Origin of the sequence: Oxynema aestuarii AP17, from assembly GCF_012295525.1 — a bacterium.
Classification (GTDB): Bacteria; Cyanobacteriota; Cyanobacteriia; order Cyanobacteriales; family Laspinemataceae; genus Oxynema; species Oxynema aestuarii.
Genome location: NZ_CP051167.1, coordinates 1765248 through 1787116 on the forward strand (window position 1 = coordinate 1765248; position 21869 = coordinate 1787116).

General features: G+C 51.7%; 23 protein-coding genes and 1 pseudogene. 13 read left to right on the top strand and 11 right to left on the bottom strand.

From position 1 onward, the window contains the following. Positions 1-53 precede the first annotated feature (53 nt). Both HCG48_RS07100 and HCG48_RS07105 read right to left on the bottom strand, forming a co-directional pair. The gene (locus HCG48_RS07100) at positions 54-2069 is read right to left on the bottom strand and encodes an amylo-alpha-1,6-glucosidase (RefSeq protein ID WP_168571786.1); all 2016 of its coding nucleotides are present in this window, start codon (positions 2067-2069) and stop codon (positions 54-56) included. Positions 2070-2332: 263 nt separating this feature from the next. Further along, positions 2333-2566: a hypothetical protein gene (locus tag HCG48_RS07105; RefSeq protein ID WP_168568528.1), complete on the bottom strand. Its 234-nt coding sequence runs from the start codon at positions 2564-2566 to the stop codon at positions 2333-2335. 454 nt (positions 2567-3020) lie between these two features. Between HCG48_RS07105 and HCG48_RS07110 the strand changes: the two genes are divergently transcribed. Next, positions 3021-3632, top strand: coding sequence for a cysteine dioxygenase family protein (locus HCG48_RS07110; protein WP_168568529.1), 612 nt, complete (start codon positions 3021-3023; stop codon positions 3630-3632). A 1-nt stretch (position 3633) separates the two neighbouring features. On the opposite strand, the gene HCG48_RS07115 is transcribed toward HCG48_RS07110, so the two are convergent. Beyond that, complete coding sequence (locus tag HCG48_RS07115) at positions 3634-4089, bottom strand: ABA4-like family protein (RefSeq protein WP_168568530.1); 456 nt, start codon at positions 4087-4089, stop codon at positions 3634-3636. Between the two features lie 826 nt (positions 4090-4915). Between HCG48_RS07115 and HCG48_RS07120 the strand changes: the two genes are divergently transcribed. Continuing rightward, positions 4916-5515 (top strand): SH3 domain-containing protein, encoded by a 600-nt coding sequence (locus tag HCG48_RS07120; RefSeq protein WP_168568531.1) that lies wholly within the window; start codon positions 4916-4918, stop codon positions 5513-5515. Positions 5516-5743: 228 nt separating this feature from the next. Beyond that, positions 5744-5935, top strand: a complete 192-nt coding sequence (locus tag HCG48_RS25410) for a hypothetical protein (protein ID WP_200664607.1) — start codon at positions 5744-5746, stop codon at positions 5933-5935. A 367-nt stretch (positions 5936-6302) separates the two neighbouring features. Here HCG48_RS25410 and HCG48_RS07125 read toward each other — a convergent pair whose 3' ends face one another. Continuing rightward, a complete protein-coding gene (locus HCG48_RS07125; protein ID WP_168568532.1) occupies positions 6303-8507 on the bottom strand; it encodes an EAL domain-containing response regulator in 2205 nt (734 codons plus the stop codon). Between the two features lie 865 nt (positions 8508-9372). Between HCG48_RS07125 and HCG48_RS25880 the strand changes: the two genes are divergently transcribed. Both HCG48_RS25880 and HCG48_RS25885 read left to right on the top strand, forming a co-directional pair. Continuing rightward, entirely contained in the window at positions 9373-9936 is a 564-nt protein-coding gene (locus HCG48_RS25880) for an RNA-guided endonuclease InsQ/TnpB family protein (protein WP_246259950.1), read from the top strand. Beyond that, the gene (locus tag HCG48_RS25885; protein WP_246259952.1) at positions 9899-10648 is read left to right on the top strand and encodes an RNA-guided endonuclease InsQ/TnpB family protein; all 750 of its coding nucleotides are present in this window, start codon (positions 9899-9901) and stop codon (positions 10646-10648) included. Before HCG48_RS25880 ends, HCG48_RS25885 begins: the two co-directional genes overlap by 38 nt. A 125-nt stretch (positions 10649-10773) precedes the next feature. On the opposite strand, the pseudogene HCG48_RS26815 reads toward HCG48_RS25885, so the two are convergent. Next, positions 10774-11862: pseudogene (locus HCG48_RS26815) on the bottom strand (RNA-guided endonuclease InsQ/TnpB family protein). A 332-nt stretch (positions 11863-12194) separates the two neighbouring features. On the opposite strand from HCG48_RS26815, the gene HCG48_RS07140 reads away from it, so the two are divergent. The 5 genes from HCG48_RS07140 to HCG48_RS07160 all read left to right on the top strand — a co-directional run bounded on the left by HCG48_RS07140 (position 12195) and on the right by HCG48_RS07160 (position 16335). Then, complete coding sequence (locus tag HCG48_RS07140) at positions 12195-13403, top strand: Coenzyme F420 hydrogenase/dehydrogenase, beta subunit C-terminal domain (RefSeq protein WP_168568533.1); 1209 nt, start codon at positions 12195-12197, stop codon at positions 13401-13403. 103 nt (positions 13404-13506) lie between these two features. Next, positions 13507-13995, top strand: coding sequence for an ATP-dependent zinc protease family protein (locus HCG48_RS07145; RefSeq protein WP_168568534.1), 489 nt, complete (start codon positions 13507-13509; stop codon positions 13993-13995). Next, positions 13992-14897 carry a 30S ribosomal protein S6--L-glutamate ligase gene (gene rimK / locus HCG48_RS07150; protein WP_168568535.1) on the top strand — a complete coding sequence of 302 codons (906 nt, stop codon included), beginning with the start codon at positions 13992-13994 and terminating at the stop codon, positions 14895-14897. Before HCG48_RS07145 ends, rimK begins: the two co-directional genes overlap by 4 nt. 75 nt (positions 14898-14972) lie before the next feature. Next, the gene (locus HCG48_RS07155) at positions 14973-15953 is read left to right on the top strand and encodes a succinylglutamate desuccinylase/aspartoacylase family protein (RefSeq protein WP_168568536.1); all 981 of its coding nucleotides are present in this window, start codon (positions 14973-14975) and stop codon (positions 15951-15953) included. 205 nt (positions 15954-16158) lie between these two features. After that, on the top strand, positions 16159-16335 hold the full coding sequence (locus tag HCG48_RS07160) for a hypothetical protein (RefSeq protein ID WP_168568537.1): 177 nt from the start codon (positions 16159-16161) through the stop codon (positions 16333-16335). Here the strand turns inward: HCG48_RS07160 and HCG48_RS07165 are convergent. Continuing rightward, entirely contained in the window at positions 16309-16671 is a 363-nt protein-coding gene (locus tag HCG48_RS07165) for a hypothetical protein (RefSeq protein WP_168568538.1), read from the bottom strand. The two genes, HCG48_RS07160 and HCG48_RS07165, sit on opposite strands and share 27 nt — an antisense overlap. 173 nt (positions 16672-16844) lie before the next feature. Between HCG48_RS07165 and HCG48_RS07170 the strand changes: the two genes are divergently transcribed. Further along, a complete protein-coding gene (locus HCG48_RS07170; RefSeq protein WP_168568539.1) occupies positions 16845-17147 on the top strand; it encodes a hypothetical protein in 303 nt (100 codons plus the stop codon). 109 nt (positions 17148-17256) lie between these two features. Here HCG48_RS07170 and HCG48_RS07175 read toward each other — a convergent pair whose 3' ends face one another. Further along, on the bottom strand, positions 17257-17406 hold the full coding sequence (locus HCG48_RS07175) for a hypothetical protein (RefSeq protein ID WP_168568540.1): 150 nt from the start codon (positions 17404-17406) through the stop codon (positions 17257-17259). 136 nt (positions 17407-17542) lie between these two features. Between HCG48_RS07175 and HCG48_RS07180 the strand changes: the two genes are divergently transcribed. Then, positions 17543-17986: a CAAD domain-containing protein gene (locus HCG48_RS07180; protein ID WP_168568541.1), complete on the top strand. Its 444-nt coding sequence runs from the start codon at positions 17543-17545 to the stop codon at positions 17984-17986. Between the two features lie 11 nt (positions 17987-17997). Here the strand turns inward: HCG48_RS07180 and HCG48_RS07185 are convergent, their stop codons facing one another. The 4 genes from HCG48_RS07185 to aroA form a co-directional block, all read right to left on the bottom strand. Continuing rightward, entirely contained in the window at positions 17998-18144 is a 147-nt protein-coding gene (locus tag HCG48_RS07185) for a hypothetical protein (protein ID WP_168568542.1), read from the bottom strand. Between the two features lie 153 nt (positions 18145-18297). Next, a complete protein-coding gene (locus HCG48_RS07190; protein ID WP_210437191.1) occupies positions 18298-18813 on the bottom strand; it encodes a hypothetical protein in 516 nt (171 codons plus the stop codon). Positions 18814-19055: 242 nt separating this feature from the next. Beyond that, positions 19056-19631 (bottom strand): hypothetical protein, encoded by a 576-nt coding sequence (locus HCG48_RS07195; RefSeq protein WP_168568543.1) that lies wholly within the window; start codon positions 19629-19631, stop codon positions 19056-19058. A 141-nt stretch (positions 19632-19772) separates the two neighbouring features. Beyond that, a complete protein-coding gene (gene aroA, locus HCG48_RS07200) occupies positions 19773-21125 on the bottom strand; it encodes a 3-phosphoshikimate 1-carboxyvinyltransferase (RefSeq protein WP_168568544.1) in 1353 nt (450 codons plus the stop codon). A 246-nt stretch (positions 21126-21371) separates the two neighbouring features. Between aroA and HCG48_RS07205 the strand changes: the two genes are divergently transcribed. After that, a complete protein-coding gene (locus HCG48_RS07205; RefSeq protein WP_168568545.1) occupies positions 21372-21863 on the top strand; it encodes a hypothetical protein in 492 nt (163 codons plus the stop codon). Positions 21864-21869 lie beyond the last annotated feature (6 nt).

The window sequence follows — 21869 nt, forward strand, 5'->3', positions numbered from 1 at the left end:
TTTTATTATTCTTTTCCTCACTTTTGACGCTCGCTTGTTTTCCGCGATCGCTCTCACTTGCCGATCTTCAAGAATGCCGCCACTCGTAGCACTTCTGCGACGGTCCAGGCTTGAGCGATCGCCCCTTGCGGTCGGAAGGGAGGGTCGCCGTCGAAAATCTCGCTGAGACTGCCGACTCCGGCTTCGATGAGGCTGTCGGCGATCGGGTCGAGGAAGCTTAAGGCGCGATCGCGATCGCCGTATACTTTGAAATCGGCTAAAATATAATGCCCTAACAACCATCCCCACACCGTCCCCTGATGGTAAGCTCCATCGCGCTGGAGGACGTCGCCGCCGTAATGACCGACATAATCGCGATGGTGGGGGCTGAGACTGCGTAAGCCGTAGGACGACAGGAGCGATCGCCCGCACACCTCCACCACGGCGCGCTGTTGGGGCGCACTCAAGGGGCTGTAAGGTAGAGAAACAGCAAAAATTTGGTTGGGACGCAAGGAAGAATCGCGACCTTGGGGGGTATCGATGACATCGTCACAATATCCGGCAGATTCGTTCCAAAATCGCTCGAAACCGACGCTCGCCGCTTGCGCCATCTGCCGATAGAGATCGGTCCGTTTCCCTAATTTTTTGCCGAACCTAACCATCGACTGCAAAGCGTTGTACCACAAGGCATTCACTTCGATCGGCTTGCCGACGCGCGGGGTCACCACCCAATCGCCGACTTTGGCATCCATCCAGGTCAACTGCACCCCCGGTTCCCCCGCATATAACAGACCATCCGCCGGATCGACTTGGATGTTATAACGAGTGCCTTTTGCGTGCCACTCGACGATTTCGACCAGCAAGGGCCACAACTGTTTGAGGAATTTTTTATCTTTTGTAGCTTCGTAATAGGCGCGAACGGCTTCGACGTACCACAGGGTCGCATCGACGGTGTTGTAATCGGGGGTTTCGCCTGCGTCGGGAAAGCGGTTGGGAATCATGCCGCGATCGCAGTAACGGGCGAAGGTTTGCAAAATCGTGCGCGTCAGCTTGGGTCGTCCGGTACAGAGGGTCAATCCACTCAGGGCGATCGCCAGATCCCGGCCCCAGTCGCCAAACCAATGATATCCGGCCACGATCGTTTTGCCGTCCGGATTTTCCGGCGAGGGACGGTTGACGACAAATTGATCGGCGGCGAGGACGAGGCGATCGACCCATTGCGGGGCTTTACGGTGTAAGGCATAAACTTTCTTGCCCTTTTTTTTGAGTCCTTTCGCTGTTTTAGCCAATTTCAACAACTGGCGATCGCCTTGTCGATGCACTGCCAGGGCCTGGGTTCCGTCGAGAATCGGTTGGCTGTGGGTCGTGACGACGAGGGTGAGGGAGTCGCCGGGATGCAGTTCGCGCTTGAAGGTGACCACGTGCAAGGCATCTTCGGCGCGATCGAGGCCGCGATCGCCCTCGACGGCGAGATCGAGTCCGTAATGCCAATCGTGGGCCGGAGACACCTCGCATCCGGGGGCGAGGAGATAGTAGGGAATCGCGGTGGTAAAGGCGGTGACGCAAACGCCGTTATCGACGCGATCGACGCGCATCTGACGATCGCCGCCTCGGGTAGAATGGTGGCGATCGCGGTAAGTCGCCAATCCCTTACAACTCAAGGTCACGGGCAAACTGGCGCGCCGCAATTGATAGCGAATGTAGGTGGTATTTTCGCCGCGATGCATCCAAATGCGCTTTTCTAATAAAGCATCGGCAAAGGCATAATGCCAGACCGGAATGCTGCCGTCTAAATAAAACCGTTCGATCCACGGATAAACGTCCGGTTCGACGGTTCCATCGAGCCAGCGATTGACAAATAATGGATAAAATCGGCGATTGTATTGCGCCGTCGTGTCGAGTTTCGACACTAGTAAGGTATGTCCTAACGGCGGTTGCAGGGCCGCTACCAGCAACCCGTGATAGCGTCGGGTTTGCATCCCGGAAACCGTTCCCGAGGCAAAGCTTCCCGTTCCGTTGGTCACCAGCCATTCGCGATCGTTCGCTAATGCTGGATGGCTACAAATTTCTCGTCCAAATTGAATAGTCACGATCGCGATCGCTCGTCTTCTCGGCATGGCGATCGATTGGAGTCGGCGATCGGGCGATCGTTTCCAATCTTTCACCCATTGCAAAATATAGCAGTTCCTCAACCTTTCTACGAAATGCCCTAAAACTGGGCATCTCATCCCCATAACCTTGTCAAAATTTGGAAAAACGGTTGAGAATGGCGATCGATGCACCCTGAAATCAACAACATTGGATCGAGACGGCGCGATCGATCGGCGATCGGCTGGGGCTTTACGAACGCCCTTTATTCACTTTTCCCGGCGCAAGGATTCGCCTCGGTTTTCCCGGCGCAAGGATTCGCCTCGGTTTTCCCGGCGCAAGGATTCGCCTCGGTTTTCCCGGCGCAAGGGTCAGTTTCCACTTCCGCCCCGGTGTTAGGGTTAGTCGTTTTCCCGGCACAGGGATTTTGGCAACCCATCACCAACCCCAAACTTAAACATGATGCGGCGGCGAGGGTTGAAAACAAGTTCACTCTCATGGTTTTTATCCTCTACATTTAGTTAAAACGAACTCTATAAAACTCAATCCCCAACCGGATTGGGGTCGAATTTGATTCATGATAACTGTTATTTCAGCAAAGGAAAATGAGTTTTTGCTGAGAAATTGCTTCCCCGGCGATCGCCCCTGCCAATCCTTCACGAAAAATCAATCGCAAACTCAGGATTTATTGATGTTTGAAGGGAGTATTTTTCCCTAACATTGACAGGATAAGATCGCTTATCTGGCAGAATAAAATAGTGAAGGATAGAAGGTTCTGCACTTCACTAAAAACCCCGGGAAATGGTGAATCTGCCGACGCGCCAGCGTCCGCGCCCGTCGTCCCCCTCACCCGAATGGGCTGTCAATTTCTCGACACCGAAGGGCGATCGGATGTAAAAATGTTACTCTACCGATCTACGTTATTTTAAAGCATCCAAATTACTAAAAAGAGAATGGAAACCACAGATTGGTTGGTGACGGAGGCGGGGGACTGTTTGCCTTGCGAGGCGCCGGAAGACGATGACTTTCCGGCGCAACCCTATCGCCTCTATCGGTTTTTAACGGAAGTTGAAGATATCCTTAACGAGTATCAAGACGATCTCGCGCGCTTGAGGGCGATTCGTCCCCGGGTTCGCCGTTTATTGGTCAGTTCCGACTGGTTACAAGGGGAATATCGCGATCCGGATCCGAAAACCGGGTGGTCTGTGGTCATGCTTTACGACGAGCCGGATTTTCCCCTGACGGTGCAGATGGTGGCGTGGTCGCCGGGTTGCGTGTCGCCGATTCACAATCACGGGACGTGGGGGGTGGTGGCGATTGTCGGCGGGGAAGAAAAAAATACATTGTGGCGGCGATCGCCGACCTCACAACATCCCGATCGCCTCGAACGGGCAGGCGATCGCACCTTCGTTCCCGGCGAAATTGTCAGTTTCCTCCCCGATGCCATTCACTGCGTCGAACCCCTCGGCGACGAACCGACGATTACCTTTAATTTATACGGTAAAACTGACTTCGATCGCCGTTTCGAGTTTGACGCGATCGCCCACACCGCCCGCAAGTTCTAGCCTAAGCTTCCGTAGCCGGAGTTTCCCCCTCCGACGGCGAGAAAAACTGCTCCGTCGCCCAAGTTGTAATAATGTGAGATAATACTCCGAGCGGTCCGGCGAACAAACATAACGCCACCGAATGCCTCACAAAGCGTCCGGTTCGCTGTCCTTCCCAATAGACCCAGCGACCGACAAACAAATCCATCACCACGAAATGCACCCATCCCGTAGCGGCGGCCCCTTCTTCCCCGAAAAAGCGGGCAATATCGGCTAAGGTCGGATTCGCCAAAGCCGCCGCCGATTCGGCGTTCAATTCCCCCGTGAGTAGGTACAAGTAAAGCCCCGCCAACGGCAAAAAGAACCAGTAAGACGCCATCACCTTGCGGGTGACATCCCAGTTGGGAACTAACAGCATCAAAATCCAAAATGGCAATACGAAAACATTGGCTAGGGTAAATAACAGTTCTAATGACATGGCAATTTTCACCCATGGTTTGAAGATGACATCAAAGGATCTCAGTTGCAGGCTCGTCAGCCCGTAACGGTTGAAATCCTCAAAAGCTTAACAAAAATTTCCGAGATGAGGAATCTCAACCGACCCGATTGCGTCATTTTAATCGGACGGTTACGCTTGAAGTCAAACCAATGTATCATTAAATATTGAGTTGTCGTATTTTTTGGACTGAAACTAATAGGTTTTCGGACATTTGAGACCCTTTTTCGATCGATCGAACAGGTTTCTCTTGACTGTGCGATCGCCCCTTAGATCCATTGAGTCCTTACCCGGGGATTAACCAGCTCGGAAAATTCAAGAGAAATTACACAATTGCACTATATAACCAGAATTGGTGACTTTTCCGGAGATCGGCGCGATCGCCTCCAGCAATTCAGGCATTTATAATGACAAAGACCGATATTGTTACTCGAATCATCAGGAGATTTTCCATGAGCGGACACGATTTATTGATGCTCGTCCTCTTACTCTCGCCCGGTTTGCTGTTGTCGGCGGTGATTATGGGAACCTTTGCTTTTGGTGGTTGAGGTCCCTCAGATCGATCGCCACTCTTGAAAATTCGTGGGGGGGCAAAATGCCCACCCCTATTTTTAGGCCATGTCCTCTAATCGAGCGGCCAATAGATCGATCGGAACCGCATAAATCTGTCTAAAGATAGAGCGCTAACGTTTAAGCTCATTCTTGAGATAGTTTCAAACCCCTTTCATTCTTGTTTAGTCTGGAGATAGCACCAGAACTTGGGTTATAAAATAGTGCTATTTTTTGAAACGTTCCAGAGTGAATAAAAATGAAATTGAATTTTAAACAAATCTCTCGCTTAACGTTGGTTAGTAGTTTTTGTGCATTATTGACCGGATTTACACCGATTTCCCTGGCGGCGACGGCGCGGCGATCGCCTCAAACTCACCCTAGTTTAAGCAGAAACAATACGATCGCCGATGCTACCAATGCCTGCCGACGGGCGATCGCCCCTGACGGCTTGAACGTCCGCCAAAAACCTTGGGGAGACAGTCCGTTAATCGGCGAAATTCCTTTCGGAGAAACGCTGTCCATTGACAACCTCGGCGATAACGGTTGGGTGGCGATTTCCTCACCTTATGAAGGCTACGTGCGCGCGCTGAATATTGGTTACTGCGATCGCGCCGTCAATCCACCTCTCCAAGAATGCCGGGAAATCGGGGATCCTCAAGGATTGACCGTTCGTGCTCGACCCCGCAGCGATAGCGCGATCGTCGCGCAGTTGACCCACCGCGAACAAGTGGCGATCGAAAATCTCGGAGATAACGGTTGGGTTCCGATCTATTCGCCGTTTTCCGGCTATGTGAGAGCCAACGGTTTAGAAGATTGCACCGATTCGATTCTTAGCGAGGAAATGGAAGATCGATAAGAACGGTCTGGGATGACCGTCGAGGTTCAACTATCCATTTGAACAATTTTTGTAACCGATTGAGTGAGTAAATTCTCAACTCCATGACGGTCTTTTTCCGCGATCGAAACTTTAAAGTCAGCGCGATCGAGATGAAGAGTTAATGAAGAAAGGGTTTACTCTCTTTTTTTTTTGAGAGTTCGCAGATAAGTTAGAGAGGTTTCAGGGTGTTACTTTATGGATGTTCTAATGCCTGTGATTACTCCATCAATTGCCGAAGACTCGAACAAACCTCTCGCGGTTCTAAGCGGGGATCGAGTGTACGTCGTTTATCCGACAGGGGAAGTCGAAACTATTTGCGGCGATCGCGAATCCTTTCCCGCTCAGATTAAAGCCGTTCTCAAAACTTGTCTGGTTTGGGGCGATTTAGCCACCATCTAGATCGGTCAACACTTTGCAAGTTTGGGCATTCCTCTTAAGTTGAATAATATAGCAATCCTGAAATTGAAACGTTTTCGGGTTATCCCTTATCACTGTTCTGCGATCGCTCGTCACTCGATTGATGCGAGCTCCAGCGATCGCCAGAGGTTTAGTCCCATTTGCATTTACTGTTTACTCGTCCTCGCTCATGTCTGTTTGTTGAACCAGTCCATAGGATTGCTATATTTTTCTCTGTTTTTTGATAAAACTTTCTAAAAAAATCAATATTTACAGTCTTTTCAAACAACAATTTTTTATTTCATTTCACCTTTAAAGCAGGGGCGATCGCCGATCCAGAATGACCGAATCATAAGATAGGCGATCGCCCTTACCAGCGTCGTTGTTCCTCTAAAAAATAAGTTGCCTTTTTCCGTTCGAGGGGTTTAGAAAATAAATAGCCTTGAGCGTATTGGCATTCTAGAGCGCGCAGTCCGGCCAATTGTTCCGGAGTTTCGACCCCTTCCGCCACTACTTCCATCCCTAAATTATGTGCGAGAGCGATACAAGTTCGGACAATTTCCAAACTTTCGCTATCTTTACTCATATTACCGACAAAAGATTTATCAATTTTGAGTAAATCAATAGGCAACCGTTGCAATCGGCTTAAGGAAGAATAACCCGTCCCAAAATCATCGATACATAATTGGATGTCTCGCTCTTTCAATTTTAATAAAATTTCCGTAGCCGACTCGGCGGCAGTCATGATTGAAGTTTCAGTAATTTCTAACTTAAGATCGCGTCCCTTGACTCCAGTTTCTTTTAGAATATGGTCGATTTGATCCAGCAGCCCCGCATGGTCGAACTGTACCCCGGCAATATTAACGCTCATACTTAATTTAGGGGGTTTGATGTCGGAAGCAAACTCAAAACTAGAACCATTGCGATCGTTATTTGCAAAATATCGATCGATTTTTTCTTGCCATTTTGAAAGTTGGCGACAGGCTTCGTCAAGAACCCACGCACCCATCGGAACGATCAAACCCGTTCCCTCGGCAACTGACAAAAATTCACCGGGAGAAATCAAGCCGCGATCGCGATGTTGCCAGCGTACTAAAGCTTCAAAACCCGCTAATTCTCCCGTCATTAAGTTGATAATCGGTTGGTAGTAAACCCGCAATTCTTGACGTTCTAAAGCTCGTCGCAAATCGGTTTCAATTTGTAACATGGCGAGGGCGCCTGTATGCATTGCCGATTCAAAAATCGTCGTTCTCGCTCCCCCCATAGCTTTGGCGTGATACATGGCCGTATCGGCGGCTCTGAGAAAATCTTCCGGTTGTTCGAGGTGGGTGCTGCACTGAAATAGATTAGACGAAGAACCGTTATTATCGGCATAAGATTGCTTCTTCTTCGAGGAGTAACTGCTACCGATCGCAATGCCAATACTGGCAGTAGTAAACATTTCGTGATTGTTAATATTAAACGGTAAAGTTAACTCTTTATGAATACGATTGGCGATATGAGTGGCATCGGAAACATCCTGAATATCTTCGAGTAAAATTGCAAATTCATCAGTTCCGACCCGGGCGATCGTATCCGTCGGACCGAGGCAAGTTCCCAGACGGCGAGCGGTAGCAGTCAAGAGTTGATCGCCAACTAAATGTCCGAAACTATATTTAATAATTTGGAAGCGGTCGAGATCGACAAAAAGAACTGCAAATAAATAAGAATTTCGCCGCTTTGCATGCCGGAGCGATCGCCCCAAACAATTGAGAAACCAGGCGCGATTTGGCAATCCCGTAAGCGGATCGTAAAACGCATGGTAGAGCAGTTGATCCTCGGCTTTTTTGCGCTCGGTAATGTCATGTAAAACTGATAAATGGAGGCCGGGAATAAAGTTCGCGGTAGCGGAATATTCGACATCTCGCATGGTTCCGTCCGGACGTAACAAGCGCAGTTCCCCCGTTGCTTTACCGCGATCGCGAAACGTTTGTAATGCCTCGGCTAAATCGCAAGTCGAATCGATAAAATCGACAATGGCGCGATCGATTACTTCCTCTTGAGACAAACCAAATAAAGTACAAGTGGCGGGATTGACGGCAACATATTTTCCTTCGTCGTTAAAAATAACCATTGCATCTAAAGCGCAGTCAAAAACCGCCCGTAATTGTCTTTCACTCGCACGACGGGCAACTTCTGAAATGGCGCGCGATCGCCGCGTAGCAGCTTCTTGTAATTCTCTTTCAATCGTCGGAATCAAGCGCGTCAGTTGCTCTTTGAGGATATAATCGTGTGCTCCCATTTCCAACAGAGCGATCGCTTTTGGCTCCTTATCTTGTGGTACGATCGCGATCGTCGGCAAATCCATTCCACTTTCGGCGATCGTTTCGAGAACTCGTTCGATACAGAGATGAGTTAACTCGAAATTAACTAATACTAAATCCCAAAATTTATATTCTAACGCCGTTTTAATATCTTCTAAAGTATCGACTCTTTCCGTAACAATTTCGTAGGGACTGCGATCGAGTTGTTCGAGTAATACTCCCGCATTTTTCTCCGATTCTTCGACAATCAAAATTTTGAGGCAAGAGTTCATCGGTATGCACCTCCATTCTATCCACTTGAGGCCAGTCGTATTGTGTGAGTGGCAGCGCTTTACAGATACAAAACATTTTAAGAGCCAGACAATTGAGTAGATCTCTCTTGTCGATCGGGTTTCTTAGACGGAGAAGGTACGCCTAGTGAACGGGTCACCCTCGTCAACACGAGAATTTAGCCCCCCGTTTTGTCCCTGATGCCATCGAGAACGGCGATATATTCTAATTTTCTTATGTTACCCCAAGCCGCTACTCGATTCACTCCAGGGCGTCAATTCAGGGAAAAACGGCGATCGCCTTTAACGAGTCATCGGTAACGATCGAACTCCAAAACATCTTGTCGAGGGCTTGCTCGAACTCAAAATACATTGCTAAATCAATACAAAATGCATTAGAAAATACATTTGCAAATGTCTTATTAACCTAATTCTTATACGATCGAATTTTCTTTTTTTCTACCTTTTATTTTTGCTGTCAATTTCATTATGGCGATCGCTCGCTTCAAAGCTGTTCTCGTCGAGCGCTATAGACTGCTTACAATCAATTGGCAACTTCCGGCGGAGTTGTTGTCAGGCGAATGTGAAAACGTGGCTGGCGATCGCCCTGTTTCTCCCGGCGTACGACCTTCGCATAAATATCCTCGTCTGCAGTCCCGTCTCAACCCCCAATCCGATTAATTTTCAGATTCGTTAACTTTTGAGGGGTTCGGGGAGCTATAAGTCCCGCGCTGTATGCGAAGCATCAGCGTCGGGATACATGGACTCCCCTCGAACAGTCTCATCCCCATGCCTCCGGCACGCTACGCGAACCATGGGGATGAGACCAGCATTTCCGAGCAGCTATAGCCTGTGGTAAACTCCGGCCATGCTGACCATGAACTACACTTACCGAATCTATCCAAATGTCGTACACCAGACTGAACTGCGGTCGTGGCTTGAGACGTGCCGAGGCGTATATAACTACGCGTTGCGCGAACTCAAAGACTGGATTGCTTCGCGTAAGTGTTCGGTAGACCGATGCTCGCTGGAAAAGGAATACATCATTCCCGCCAATGAGCCATTCCCGTCTTACCACCGTCAGCAGAACAACCTGCCCAAAGCAAAGAAGCAATTCCCGCATCTGGGTAAGGTACATTCTCAGATGTTGCAGACCACAATTCGCAGACTGCACGATACCTGGGAAGCCTTTGTGAAACGCGGACATGGATTTCCGCGTTTCAAAAAGTTCGGTCAATTCAAATCCTTTGTGTTTCCCCAATTCAAGAACAATCCCATCAATGGCTTCACAATCAAATTGCCAAAGATCGGGGAAGTACCCATCAACCTGCATCCCCCCTTCGCCCCCCTTTCAAAGGGGGGTTGGGGGGATACAGGTAAGGGTATTGTCGAGGGTGCGAGGAACACAATGGTATGTCGTCGTCACCATTGAATCGGATATATCGATTACCGATACCCCGGTTCACGGTCGGGCGATTGGGATTGACCTGGGATTGGAGCGATTCTTGACCGCTTCCGATCGCTCTTTCCAAGAGCGACCCCAGTTTTTCAAGTCGATGCAACGCAAGCTGAAATTGCTGCAACGCAGAGCCGCACGAAAACAAAAGGGTTCTCAAAACTGGGAGAAGGCGCAAATCGAAGTGGCTAGAATGCACCATCGCATTGCCAATCGTCGTAAAGATTTCCATCTGAAAACGGCTCATCAGCTTTGCGACCGGGCGCAAACCATCTTTGCAGAAGACCTCAATGTCAAAAGCTTGACGCGAGGGATGTTGCGAAAAGATTGTGTTGATGCCGCCTTCGGACAATTCCTGTCTCTGACGGAATGGGTTTGTTGGAAGCGGGGAGTCTACTTTGCTAAAGTCAATCCCAACGGCACCAGTCAAACCTGTCCATCCTGCTTTGCTACGGCGAGCAAAGGGTTGGAAGTCAGAGAGCATCATTGTCCTGAGTGTGGGTATCGAACGCATCGGGATTGTGCTGCAGCAGAGATGGTTTTGCATCGTGGACAAGAAAACGTAGTAACCCAGGGACTCTGGGGAACGGAAACCGCCTGTCAAGTCGGTCTGTCGGGGGTCTATGACCTAGATAAGTGGCGCGGGGCCCGAATACCCAATCGTGAGGTTGGGAAGCCCGCGCTGTAATCTTTGATTCAGCGTCGGGAGGATGTCACAAAGGTCTCTCGCCGCTCTCTAAAACTTACTCAAACTTAAGTGTATGATGTTTAGTTCCTAGCTTGGATCTTCCAAGACCTTTCCATCACGCTTGCTTACACGGCTGAGCTCTCCGCGTTTTCTACATTAATTGCCGCATTTAAGTCACGATCTATGGAGACGTGACAGTTCGGACAATCATACTGTCTTCGGTCCAGGGGCATTTTTTGTCGGTGTCCGCAGTTAGAACAGATCTGCGAACTGGGATACCATGGGTCAATCAATGTTAATTTGCTCCCGTACCACTCGCATTTATATTCAAGCTGACGACGGAACTCATAAAACCCACCATCCGCAATCGCACCAGTCAGCTTGTGATTTTTGAGCATTCCTGACACATTTAAGTCTTCAATTTTTACTTCGCCGTGGTTCTTGGCTAAGTAAGTTGTTAACTTGTGTAAATGGTCGGCTCTAATATCGGCGATGCGTCGGTGGGCTTTAGCTAACTTGAGTTGCGTTTTTTCTCGGTTTTTACCTCCTTTTTGACGGCGGCAAAGCTGTTTCTGGAGTTTGGCCAGTTTTTTCTTGGCCTGGCGATAAGCTTTCGGATTGGGATAGATTTTACCATCGCTCAGGGTGGCCTTTTAATTCCTACATCTATCCCAATCCGCTCCCTATCCCCTCTTCGCCCCCCTTTCAAAGGGGGGTTGGGGGGATGGTTCAAAATCAATCTTGAAGGCAATATACCAGTTCCCTGCTCGTTTACTTATGGTGACGTTTTTAGGATGGACTGGTGGTAACTGTTCGTGGCTTTTTACCCAACCGATCCGAGGTAGCTTTACCCAATCACCGGAAATTTTAATGCTTCCTTCCAGGTAAAAACTCTCTTTGACATTCTTTTTTTTAAACTTGGGGAAACCTGTTCCTTTGACTTGCCCAACTCGCTTAAACGCTTGATTGAGGTGACGCAACGCTTCTTGAGGGCTACATTTGGAGACTTCATAGTACCAAGGATTCTGGCTTTTTACCTCGGCGACTAATCTTTTGTGTAAGTCTATAGCACTCGGGAGTTTACCTCTGGTTTCTAATATTTCCTTACAGGTAGCGAGTCCCCAATTCCAAGCGTGTCGAGCGACTCCTGCGTGTTTCGCCATCAGCGTTCGTTGTCGGTTATTTAAGTCTAGTTTGGTCTTAAAGCCTTTCACTGACTTTTTTTAACTCCTCAACCCTCTTTTTGCTCGGCTAAGTTCAGCTACCATAAAGACGAGCAGAAAACAATGGAGATGGTGAAATCTGCGATTTTTGCGGCTTCAGTCCTTCTAAACTTACTCAGATTTTTATTTGAGCATAAAAAGTGAGTAAGTTCAAGAAACTTTAGGTAGAAATTTAAACCCTGTTGTTAACCCTTACGGTACTTGACTTTTTTTGAGTCCCTCGACCCCGACTCGGGGCGATCGATTGCCTCGCGAAATCTCATCAGATCTCAAGAGCAATGCGGTATCTTGTTAAAAGTCCGTGGATATAAAAAATTTTATCAATGACCTCCGTAACTCCCGACGTCCCCAAACACCAGAAAGCCAAAGCCCTCAAACCTGGAAGCCGTCGTCCGGCGAAAGAACTGTGTAGCGAATGCGGGCTGTGCGATACCTACTACATTCACTACGTCAAAGAAGCGTGTGCTTTTCTCAACCAACAAATCGCCGAACTCGAAGCAATAGCACACGGTCGAAGTCGGGATCTCGACAACGAGGACGAGTGGTATTTCGGCGTCAGTCAAAACATGATGGCGGCGCGGCGCATCGAACCGATTCCCGGCGCCCAATGGACCGGAATCGTCAGCACGATCGCCTGCGAAATGCTCGAACGCGGGTTAGTCGAGGGAGTCGTCTGCGTCCAGAATAGCCCGGACGATCGCTTTCAACCGATGCCCGTCATCGCCCGTACTCCGGAAGAAGTGCTCGCGGCGCGGGTCAACAAACCGACCCTCTCGCCGAATTTGTCGATTCTCGAACAAGTGGAACGATCGGGAATGAAGCGGTTACTCGCGATCGGCGTCGGCTGTCAAATCCAAGCCCTCAGAGCGGTTCAAGCCGAATTGGGACTCGAAAAACTCTACGTCTTAGGCACCCCCTGCGTAGATAACGTCACCCGGGAAGGGTTGCAGAAGTTTTTAGAAACCACCAGTCAATCCCCGGACACCGTAGTGCATTACGAATTCATGCAAGACTTTCGGGTTCACTTCAAGCATGAAGACGGTTCGATCGAAAAAGTCCCCTTTTTCGGCTTGAATACCAAGAAACTCAAAGACGTGTTCGCGCCGTCGTGTTTGAGTTGTTTCGATTATGTCAACTCCTTAGCCGATTTAGTCGTCGGTTACATGGGGGCGCCCTTTGGCTGGCAGTGGATCGTCGTTCGCAACGATACCGGACGAGAAATGCTCGATCTCGTCCGTCCGTTGTTGGAGACCCAGGCGGTCAGTTCCAGTGGCGATCGCCGTCAAGCCGTCCAACAAAGTATTCCCGCTTACGAAAAAGGCGTCACCCTGCCGATGTGGGCGGCAAAATTAATGGGAGTGGTCATCGAACGCATCGGGCCGAAAGGACTGGAATACGCCCGTTTTTCGATCGATTCCCACTTCACCCGCAATTATTTGTACGTCCGACGCACCCATCCGGAAAAACTAGACGACCACGTTCCCGAATTTGCCAAGCGCATTGTCGGTCAATATCAGTTACCGGACTCTTAATTGCGCCGCCTCGCGCCAGTTCGATCGCCGACCACCCCCCAGGGGGACAAGCGCTACTGGGTCGCCTACACGCGACCCATCCGTATTTTTGGGATTCAACGCAATGAGTGTAAAATCTTCTCAACCTCTGCCAGCGATCGGATGGCGGGAGTGGGTCGCCCTGCCGGAGTTAGGCATTACCCAAGTTAAAGCTAAAATCGATACCGGAGCGCGTTCTTCGGCGATTCACGCCTTCGATATCGAGACGTTCCAAGATCGGGACCGACACATGGTCCGCTTCAAAATCCACCCTTTGCAGCGCGACACCCATCAAACGGTCAGCGCCGAAGCTCAATTGCTCGATCGCCGCCACGTCCGCAATTCTGGAGGTCATAGCGAGTTAAGACTGGCGATCTTGACCGCCGTGGAAATCCAGCAGCAGCGATGGGCGATCGAATTGACCCTGACCAATCGAGATGTCATGGGATTTCGCATGTTGCTCGGTCGTCAAGCACTGCGCGGGCGATTTCTGGTCGATCCGGGGCGGTCTTTTTTACTCAGTTCTCGACCCGCTCGCAAAAAAAGAACATCCAAGGAAATCATAGACCCATGAAGATCGCGATTTTGTCGCAAAAGCCTTCTTTATATTCCACCCGACGACTAAAAGAGGCTGGAGAGGAGCGCGGCCACGAAATGAAGATCGTCGATTACCTTCGCTGTTACATGAATATCACCTCTCATCGGCCTTCGGTGATGTATCAGGGGAAACTTTTAGAGAATTTTGATGCCATCATTCCCCGCATTGCCGCGTCGAAAACCTTTTACGGTACGGCGGTGGTCCGTCAATTCGAGATGATGGGGGTGTTTTCGGCGAACGAATCCCAGGCGATTTCGCGATCGCGCGACAAACTTCGCTGTCTGCAACTGCTCGCCCGCGAAGGGATCGGACTGCCCGTGACCGGATTTGCCAATTCGACCAAAGATATTGAAGGCTTGATCGGGATTGTCAACGGGGCGCCGTTGGTGATTAAACTGCTCGAAGGCACTCAGGGCATCGGCGTCGTCTTGGCTGAAACCACCCAGGCGGCGACGTCGGTGATCGAGGCGTTTCGCGGTTTGGATGCCAATATTTTAGTGCAGGAATTTATTAAAGAGGCGAAAGGGGCGGATATTCGGTGTTTTGTGGTGGGCGATCGCGTGGTCGCTTCGATGAAGCGTCAGGGCGCCCCCGGCGAGTTTCGCTCCAATCTCCATCGCGGCGGGACTGCAGAAAAAATCAAACTGACCCCGGAGGAGCGATCGACCGCCGTGCGTGCGGCGAAAACCATGGGCTTGAAAGTCTCCGGCGTCGATATCCTGCGTTCCAATCACGGCCCGGTGGTCATGGAGGTCAATTCTTCCCCGGGACTCGAAGGGATCGAAGCGGCGACCGGAGCCGATATTGCGGGTAAAATTATCGAATTTATCGAAAAAAATGCGGCCAAAGGCAAGACCCGCGATCGCATTCAGTATTAAATCCATCCCCTCCCGATTCCTGATGCCCCCTCAAGCGCCGATCGCAAGCGCCCCGGGATCTCTACCCCCTGTCACATGAACGACGATCGCCCCCTCGAAATTGCCGGGGAAACCGTTCTCCCCGGTCAGCGCAAACGCATTAATATTCCCGTCGCCATCCTCCCGACCCAAACCGAGCTTTCTCTGCCAATTTGCGCCATTAAAGGAACCTCCCCCGGTCCTTGTATCTGGCTGAGTGCGGCGATTCACGGCGACGAACTCAACGGGGTCGAAATTATTCGCCAAGTCCTCGAAGCCCTCGACCCGCGCCATCTCCACGGAACGGCGATCGCCGTTCCGATTGTCAACGTTTTCGGATTTATCGAACAATCCCGCTATCTCCCGGACCGTCGGGATTTGAATCGCTCGTTTCCCGGTTCGCCGCGCGGATCCCTGGCTTCGCGTCTGGCGAATCTATTTCTTCGAGAAGTCGTCAATCGCTGCACCCACGGGATCGACTTACATACCGCTTCCAACCATCGCACCAATTTGCCTCAAATTCGCGCCAATTTGCAAGATCCCGAAACCGCACGCTGCGCCCGAGCTTTCGCGGCGCCCCTGACCATTCACGCCACGACCCGGGACGGTTCGTTACGCGAAGCCGCCAGTCGCCGTCAGATCCCGGTGTTACTTTACGAAGCGGGGGAGGCGTTGCGCTTCGATGCGGAGGCGATTCGCATCGGCGTCGAAGGGGTTTTGCGAGTGATGGCACTCTTGGGTATGCACTCGCTCTCGGTTCCGTCTCCTACGAACCGTTCGGTCAAGGTCCATAAAACTCAATGGGTGCGATCGCCGCGCAGTGGAATTCTACATCTCAAGGTGGAGTTGGGAACGGCGGTTTATAAAAAACAATGGCTCGGTACGATCTCCGATGCCTTTGGCGAAAATGATGTCAAATTGCAAGCTCCCTGCGATGGGATCGTCATCGGTCACACCCAAAATCCTCTCGTCAATCAAGGGGATGGCATCCTCAATTTGGCGGTGGTCGATCCCGATCTCGTTGATTTTCAATGGTAAGGAACCCGACAACAGTCACGGAAATCGGCGACGGTGGAGCGATCGCCTGCTGAGGTTGACTTTTTGTTACATAAGTTAATTTTTTTTAGTTAAAAAATTCAAATTCATAAAACAAGATCGGTTACGATCGTAGTGGTTTGCTTTGATAAAAACAGAATTAAACAGCTTCAAAGTATTTATCTGTAAAATTTTCGGGATCGGCACGATGAGCATCCAAAGAGGGAATTTTCTGATTTCTGGAGATGGCCGTTACTACCGGGTCGTCGAATGCACGAAAGACGCGATTTCGTTAATGCGGGTTAACGGTTACACCCTATTTTCTTGCCGTCCGAACTTTGTGGAAGTGTCTTTTCGTTTAGTGGAAGCTTCGGAGGTCGCTTGAGCGATCGCCGCAAAAGTTCGGGGATCGCGATCTAAACCGTCGGTAGAAGTGCGCTCTGGTGCGATCGCCGTCGCGATCGCTCACCACGGAAGTTTCATGAAATTTTAATGGGATGTTCGTAGAGCCGATCGCCGCACTACGAGCCGCAATCGACATCGAGCACCGATCCCGAGCCGGATCGAGAGGCTCGAAAGGTCGGCTCAACTCGGCGGGTCGGGTTTGCAAGGGTTGAAAATTTGCCAAAGATTGGAGGCGATCGCCGTTCTCGATCGCCCGGTTAGCTATTGAGAGAAACGAAGGGGCGATCGGTCGTCGAGATCGTGATTTCGATCGCATCAGACCCTACGGATTATCACGGAAATCGACTAGCGCGATCGCAGACTGAGCTTTGCTATCCAAATATAATTATTGAGATAGCCAGCCAGTTTCTCACATTGTTTTGATTTCTCGATCCTCCCTACAACTCCCGCGAGATTCCGTGCAAATCGCTACACCTAATCGTGAAAAACATGGCAGGTAACCGTTTAGAAAAACTCAGGGCATACTACAAGCTCTCTTACGATTTCCGACTCTGTTTGAATACCGCTTTAGTCTCCCTCGAATGGCTGATCCACCACGATCCCTCGAATAACAATAACGACAATCATGACAATGACGACGCGCTCGAATGCTTGCACTGCATTCGCGATACGTTGCAACAAATGAACGAGTTATTCCAAGAAGCGGTTAACCTTTCAACCGACGAGTGGAACGATTCGCTCTCCGAGAGAGACGCCCGATCTTTCCCACCGAAGCCGCCTCCGGCAGAATGAACCCGAGCGATCGCCATCCCCCCGGACAATACCTCGTTCGGTCGGGCGATCGTCCGGGAACAGGATATTAATTGTTTGGAAATTTTTTGTAAAAAAAGCGCGAATTCGCTCAAATCGCCGAAAAAATCGCCAGAAAAGACTGAACCCGATCTCGACAGAACCGCGATCGGGCGATCGCCCCTGTCGTCGGGGCGCGCGATCGCGCTAAGATGGCCGATCGCACCCGAGGCGATCGCGGCGATTTTTCACCACCGTCCACCCCGGATCCAGTGAGGAACGCGCGGCGAGGGAAAAATTGACCCGGACGGGTGAAAAAAAGCCTACCGTGCTTTGTGTGGCGAGTCAGCGTATCCTATAGCCAGTACAATTCAAATCGAGATCGAATAGGTCAAATCATGAATCCAAATACCGACCCCAAGCAAGAAACCACCACCGATACCGGAGCGACCACAGAGGACATCAACTTTTCCTCGGAAGAAGGCGGATCGATCGCCTCCGTTTCCTCCTCCAACCAAACCTTTGAGGAAATCCGCGATCGCGTCGTGGCGATTTTGTCCGAACTCCCGGATTACGTCAGCAGCTTTTTTGGCGAATACCAAAAACCGATCGTGACCGTCGGACTGGTTGTCGCGGCCCTCGTCACCGTCAGAGTCACCCTGGCGGTGGTCGATGCGATTAACGACATCCCTCTGCTCTCCCCATTTTTGGAGTTAGTCGGGATTGGATACTCTGCTTGGTTTGTTTATCGTTATTTACTGCGGGCTTCCAACCGTCAGGAATTGCTTAACGAGCTTAACAGCCTCAAAGATCAAGTCGTCGGCAAAAGTTCCTCACGCTAATTCCCGCATTTTCAGGGGCGATCGCGCGCCGCATCCACGAGCGCTTGTGGCGGTACGCCGTCGGGATCGCCGTCGAAATCAATCCCAACAACTGCACGGTTTTGGTTTCGCGTCCGCCTCCCGATCGGCACCGCCCGCCCCGCCAGAATCCCCGACAAGAGCCGAGATCTCGGCTCTTGTTTGTTTATCGAGTGGAGTTGACGACGCAAGCGAGCTGCGATCCTCGAAGGCGTTCGCCTATAGTCTGCGGCACGGCTTCATGTTTTGTGCTTAGGGACGGATCCGCCGTATCGCCCGGGTTCTGCGCCCCCTTACTCTTGTTCGCGCTCTTGTTCGGGAGAGGACTCGGGGGCGTTTTCAGTTGACGGTTGACGAGGGGATCGGTATCGTTTTCGCTCCCGATTGCCCGATAAATGTTTGTCAAATTGGCTGTTGAGAAAAACAACGAGTTCTTCAACAGTATCGAGATTGTAAATCGCGAGTGGATCGATCGCGTCGCCCCCAAATTGTTGCTGGAAATCTTCACATAAATTCAATTGCCAATCGAACCAACAAATCAGCGAAAACTTCAGATCGGCATCGAGGCGATCGCCCGGCCACACTCTCGCCATTTCCACCCCCGAATAGGCTTTGAGGCGATCGTAAACAAATGCAACCACAGGAGCGGCGATCGCGCGCGGTTGCCAAAAAGACTCAAACCACTGCTGTAATGTCAAGGAACGACGACAGTACAAACCGTGATTGACCACTCGCCTCATCTCAATATCGGGACTGAGATCGTTGTAGGTTTGAACGCTGAAAAACAAATTTTTGAGTTGGCGCAACATGCCCGCAGTGCGCTCCCGATTCTCGATCTTTTCCCAAGTGTTCCCATCTCAACAGAGTCTTTCTCATCACTGGAAAAAGATCGCGAGCGATTCCCCTCGCGATCGCCTCATCGATCGGCGCGCCCAACTCCATCGATGCGGCTCCCGCAACCGGGGCGCGAACCACCCGCCATTGTCATCGAAAATCCGGACGATTGGGCGGCCAAACCCTCGAACGTCAAGGCGTCTCGCGATCGCGGCCTCTACCTCGCGTTCCCCTCTCCCGTCGGTGGCGTGGCTTCTGTCTCTGTCGGACTGGGAGTTGGATTTTCCGGCGGTTGCACTTGCGGCATCGGCGAGGGAGACTCGGTGGCGGTCGGTTCCGGGCTCCCCGGGGCAATCGGCGAGGGAGACTCGGTGGCGGTCGGTTCCGGACTCCCTGGAGCCATTGGCGAGGGAGACTCGGTGGCGGTCGGTTCCGGACTCCCTGGAGCAGCGAACGGCGCCAGTAACTCCCCTAAAAACCCGCCTGACGGCTCCCGGCTTGGCTGGGAAGGGAGCGCGGGGGCAGCCGAGGGAGTGAGGGCCTGTGCCGTCGGTTTCGGGGTCGGTGCGGCCTCGTTAAAAACATCGACGACGCGGCGAGGTTGGGCCGTTGGCGTCGGTTGCGCGGATGGGGCAGCGATCGCCGAATTCAAGGGAGTTTCGGCGCTGCGATCGAACCGTTGCAGGCGAGTGGTCGAAAACCAAAAAATGACACCAAAACTAGAAAAAGCGATTAAAACAGCGAGGATTTCGTCAAATCCTAGAGAGTATCGATGGGAATGACGATCGGACATGAGTTTACCTCAATCAATACAGGGTTTCACGGCGAAGCTTTCAAAAGAACACGCACCCGCTCGACCCGAGGGATAGGGGCGGTGAAATCTGGCGAAACCGCCGCCCCCAACTTCAAAACCAAAGCGAGCGAGGGGTTGCCATTAGGAGCGATCGCAGGCCGATTTCAACGTAGAAACAAACGTCGGATAAGAAATTGCCGCCGCTTGGGCGTGGTGAATAGTGGTTTTACCCCGCGCGTTGAGGGCGGCGATCGCCAAACTCATAGCGATGCGATGGTCGTCGTGACTGTCCACGTCCGCACCTTGCAACGGCGAACCGCCGACAATTTCTAAGCCGTCGGGTCGTTCGGTGACGCGAGCGCCCATTTTTGTGAGCATTTGGGCCATTACCGCGAGGCGATCGCTCTCCTTAACGCGCAACTCTGCCGCATCCCGAATCACCGTAGTTCCGGAAGCAAATGCCGCCGCTACGGCCAAAATCGGAATCTCGTCGATCGCGCGCGGGACGATTTCCCCGGCAATCTCGCACGAGTTCAGTTTAGTATGACGGACCCGCAAATCGGCAACGGGTTCCCCGGCGATCGTCCGTTGATTTTCCCAGTGGATATCGGCATTCATCATCGCCAAAACATCGAGAACCCCGGTTCGGGTGGGGTTGACGCCGACATTTTCCACCACCAATTCCGAACCTGGCACGATCGCCGCCGCCACCAACCAAAACGCCGCCGAACTGATATCCCCCGGCACCACCACCGAGGTGCCTTTCAATTCGCTACCGCCGACGACACTCACCCGTTTCGCCTCCGGATCCGCCTGGATGTCGGCGCCGAATGCCGCCAGCATCCGCTCGCTGTGATCCCGCGACAGAGCGGGTTCGACCACCGTCGTCCGACCTTGCGCCATCAATCCGGCGAGCAAGATGCAAGACTTGACTTGAGCTGAGGCGATCGGCGATCGGTACTCGATCCCGCGCAAACGGGTACCGCGAACCGCCAAAGGAGCCAGGGAGCCGTCCCGACGGCCCCAAATTTGAGCGCCCATTTGCTTCAAGGGCTGGACCACCCGCGACATCGGGCGCGATCGCAGGGACTTATCCCCGGTCACCGCAAAAAAACACTCCGGCTGACTGGCTAGCAGACCCAACATCAGCCGTAAAGTCGTGCCGGAATTGCCCGCGTCGAGAACATCGAGAGGTTCTTGCAACCGACCGATCCCGACCCCTCGAACCGTGACCGTTTTCTCGTCGAGTTCGGAAATTTCGGCGCCTAAAGCGCGAAAACACCGGGCCGTACTCCGAGGATCTTCCCCGAGTAAGAGCCCTTCAATCGTGGTTTCCCCGGAGGCGATCGCCCCCAACATCAACGCGCGATGGGAAATTGATTTATCTCCAGGAACGCAAATGCGACCTTGTAAGGCCAAACCCGCCGCCGGGGGTTCGACCTGCAATTGTTGTTCGGATTCCGTATTGTTTACCGTTACGATCGCAGTGGGCATTAGGCTAGACTGAGATGGGATTGTTGTTTAGCGCGATCCTACCCCGTTCTCGACCCGCCCGATCCGACTCGATGGTTTGTCGTTCGCCAGGGTTGACCCGCGAGTCGCCCACCCCCACGGTTCGAGCCGAGGCATTTCAACCGTGCATTGCCGACCTCCTCTCTCCCCGGATTGTCTTTTGGCGCGGATCCGCTCGGCATTTTGAATAGAATTTTTAATTTTTTCTCCGTCTCTTCGTGCAAAGTCATGCTCACCCACCGCCGCAAACCCGTTTGTCTGTCCCTGGTCTCTACGGACTTGCCGATTTGGTCCGTGGTCGAAACAGCCGCGACTCTCTATCAAAAAGACCAACAACGCTTTCACCTGCTCTTAACCGAACCCGCGATCGCCCAGAGCGAATCGACGGACTCCGAAACCACAGAAGACACCCATAACACCACTCCCCAATCGCGCCTCTTGTGGTTGGAAATCACCCCCTACCGCATCGTCATGACCATGCAGGGAAATGGTCGCTTCAGTTACCGCCACCTCTGGGAACGGGGAATGTACGGCATCAGCCGCTACTGGTTGCAAACCGAAACCATCGACGGGCCGGGTCAAATTCGCTTGCGTAACTACACCCGCCACTTGGAACTGATCGGCACTCCCTTCCCCGAACGAGTCCGCCTCGAATACGAGCTGTGGTCGGAAACCCTCCAGTTAGGCCGCTACATTCTCAATATCGAGATCCACCATTGAGCTGCC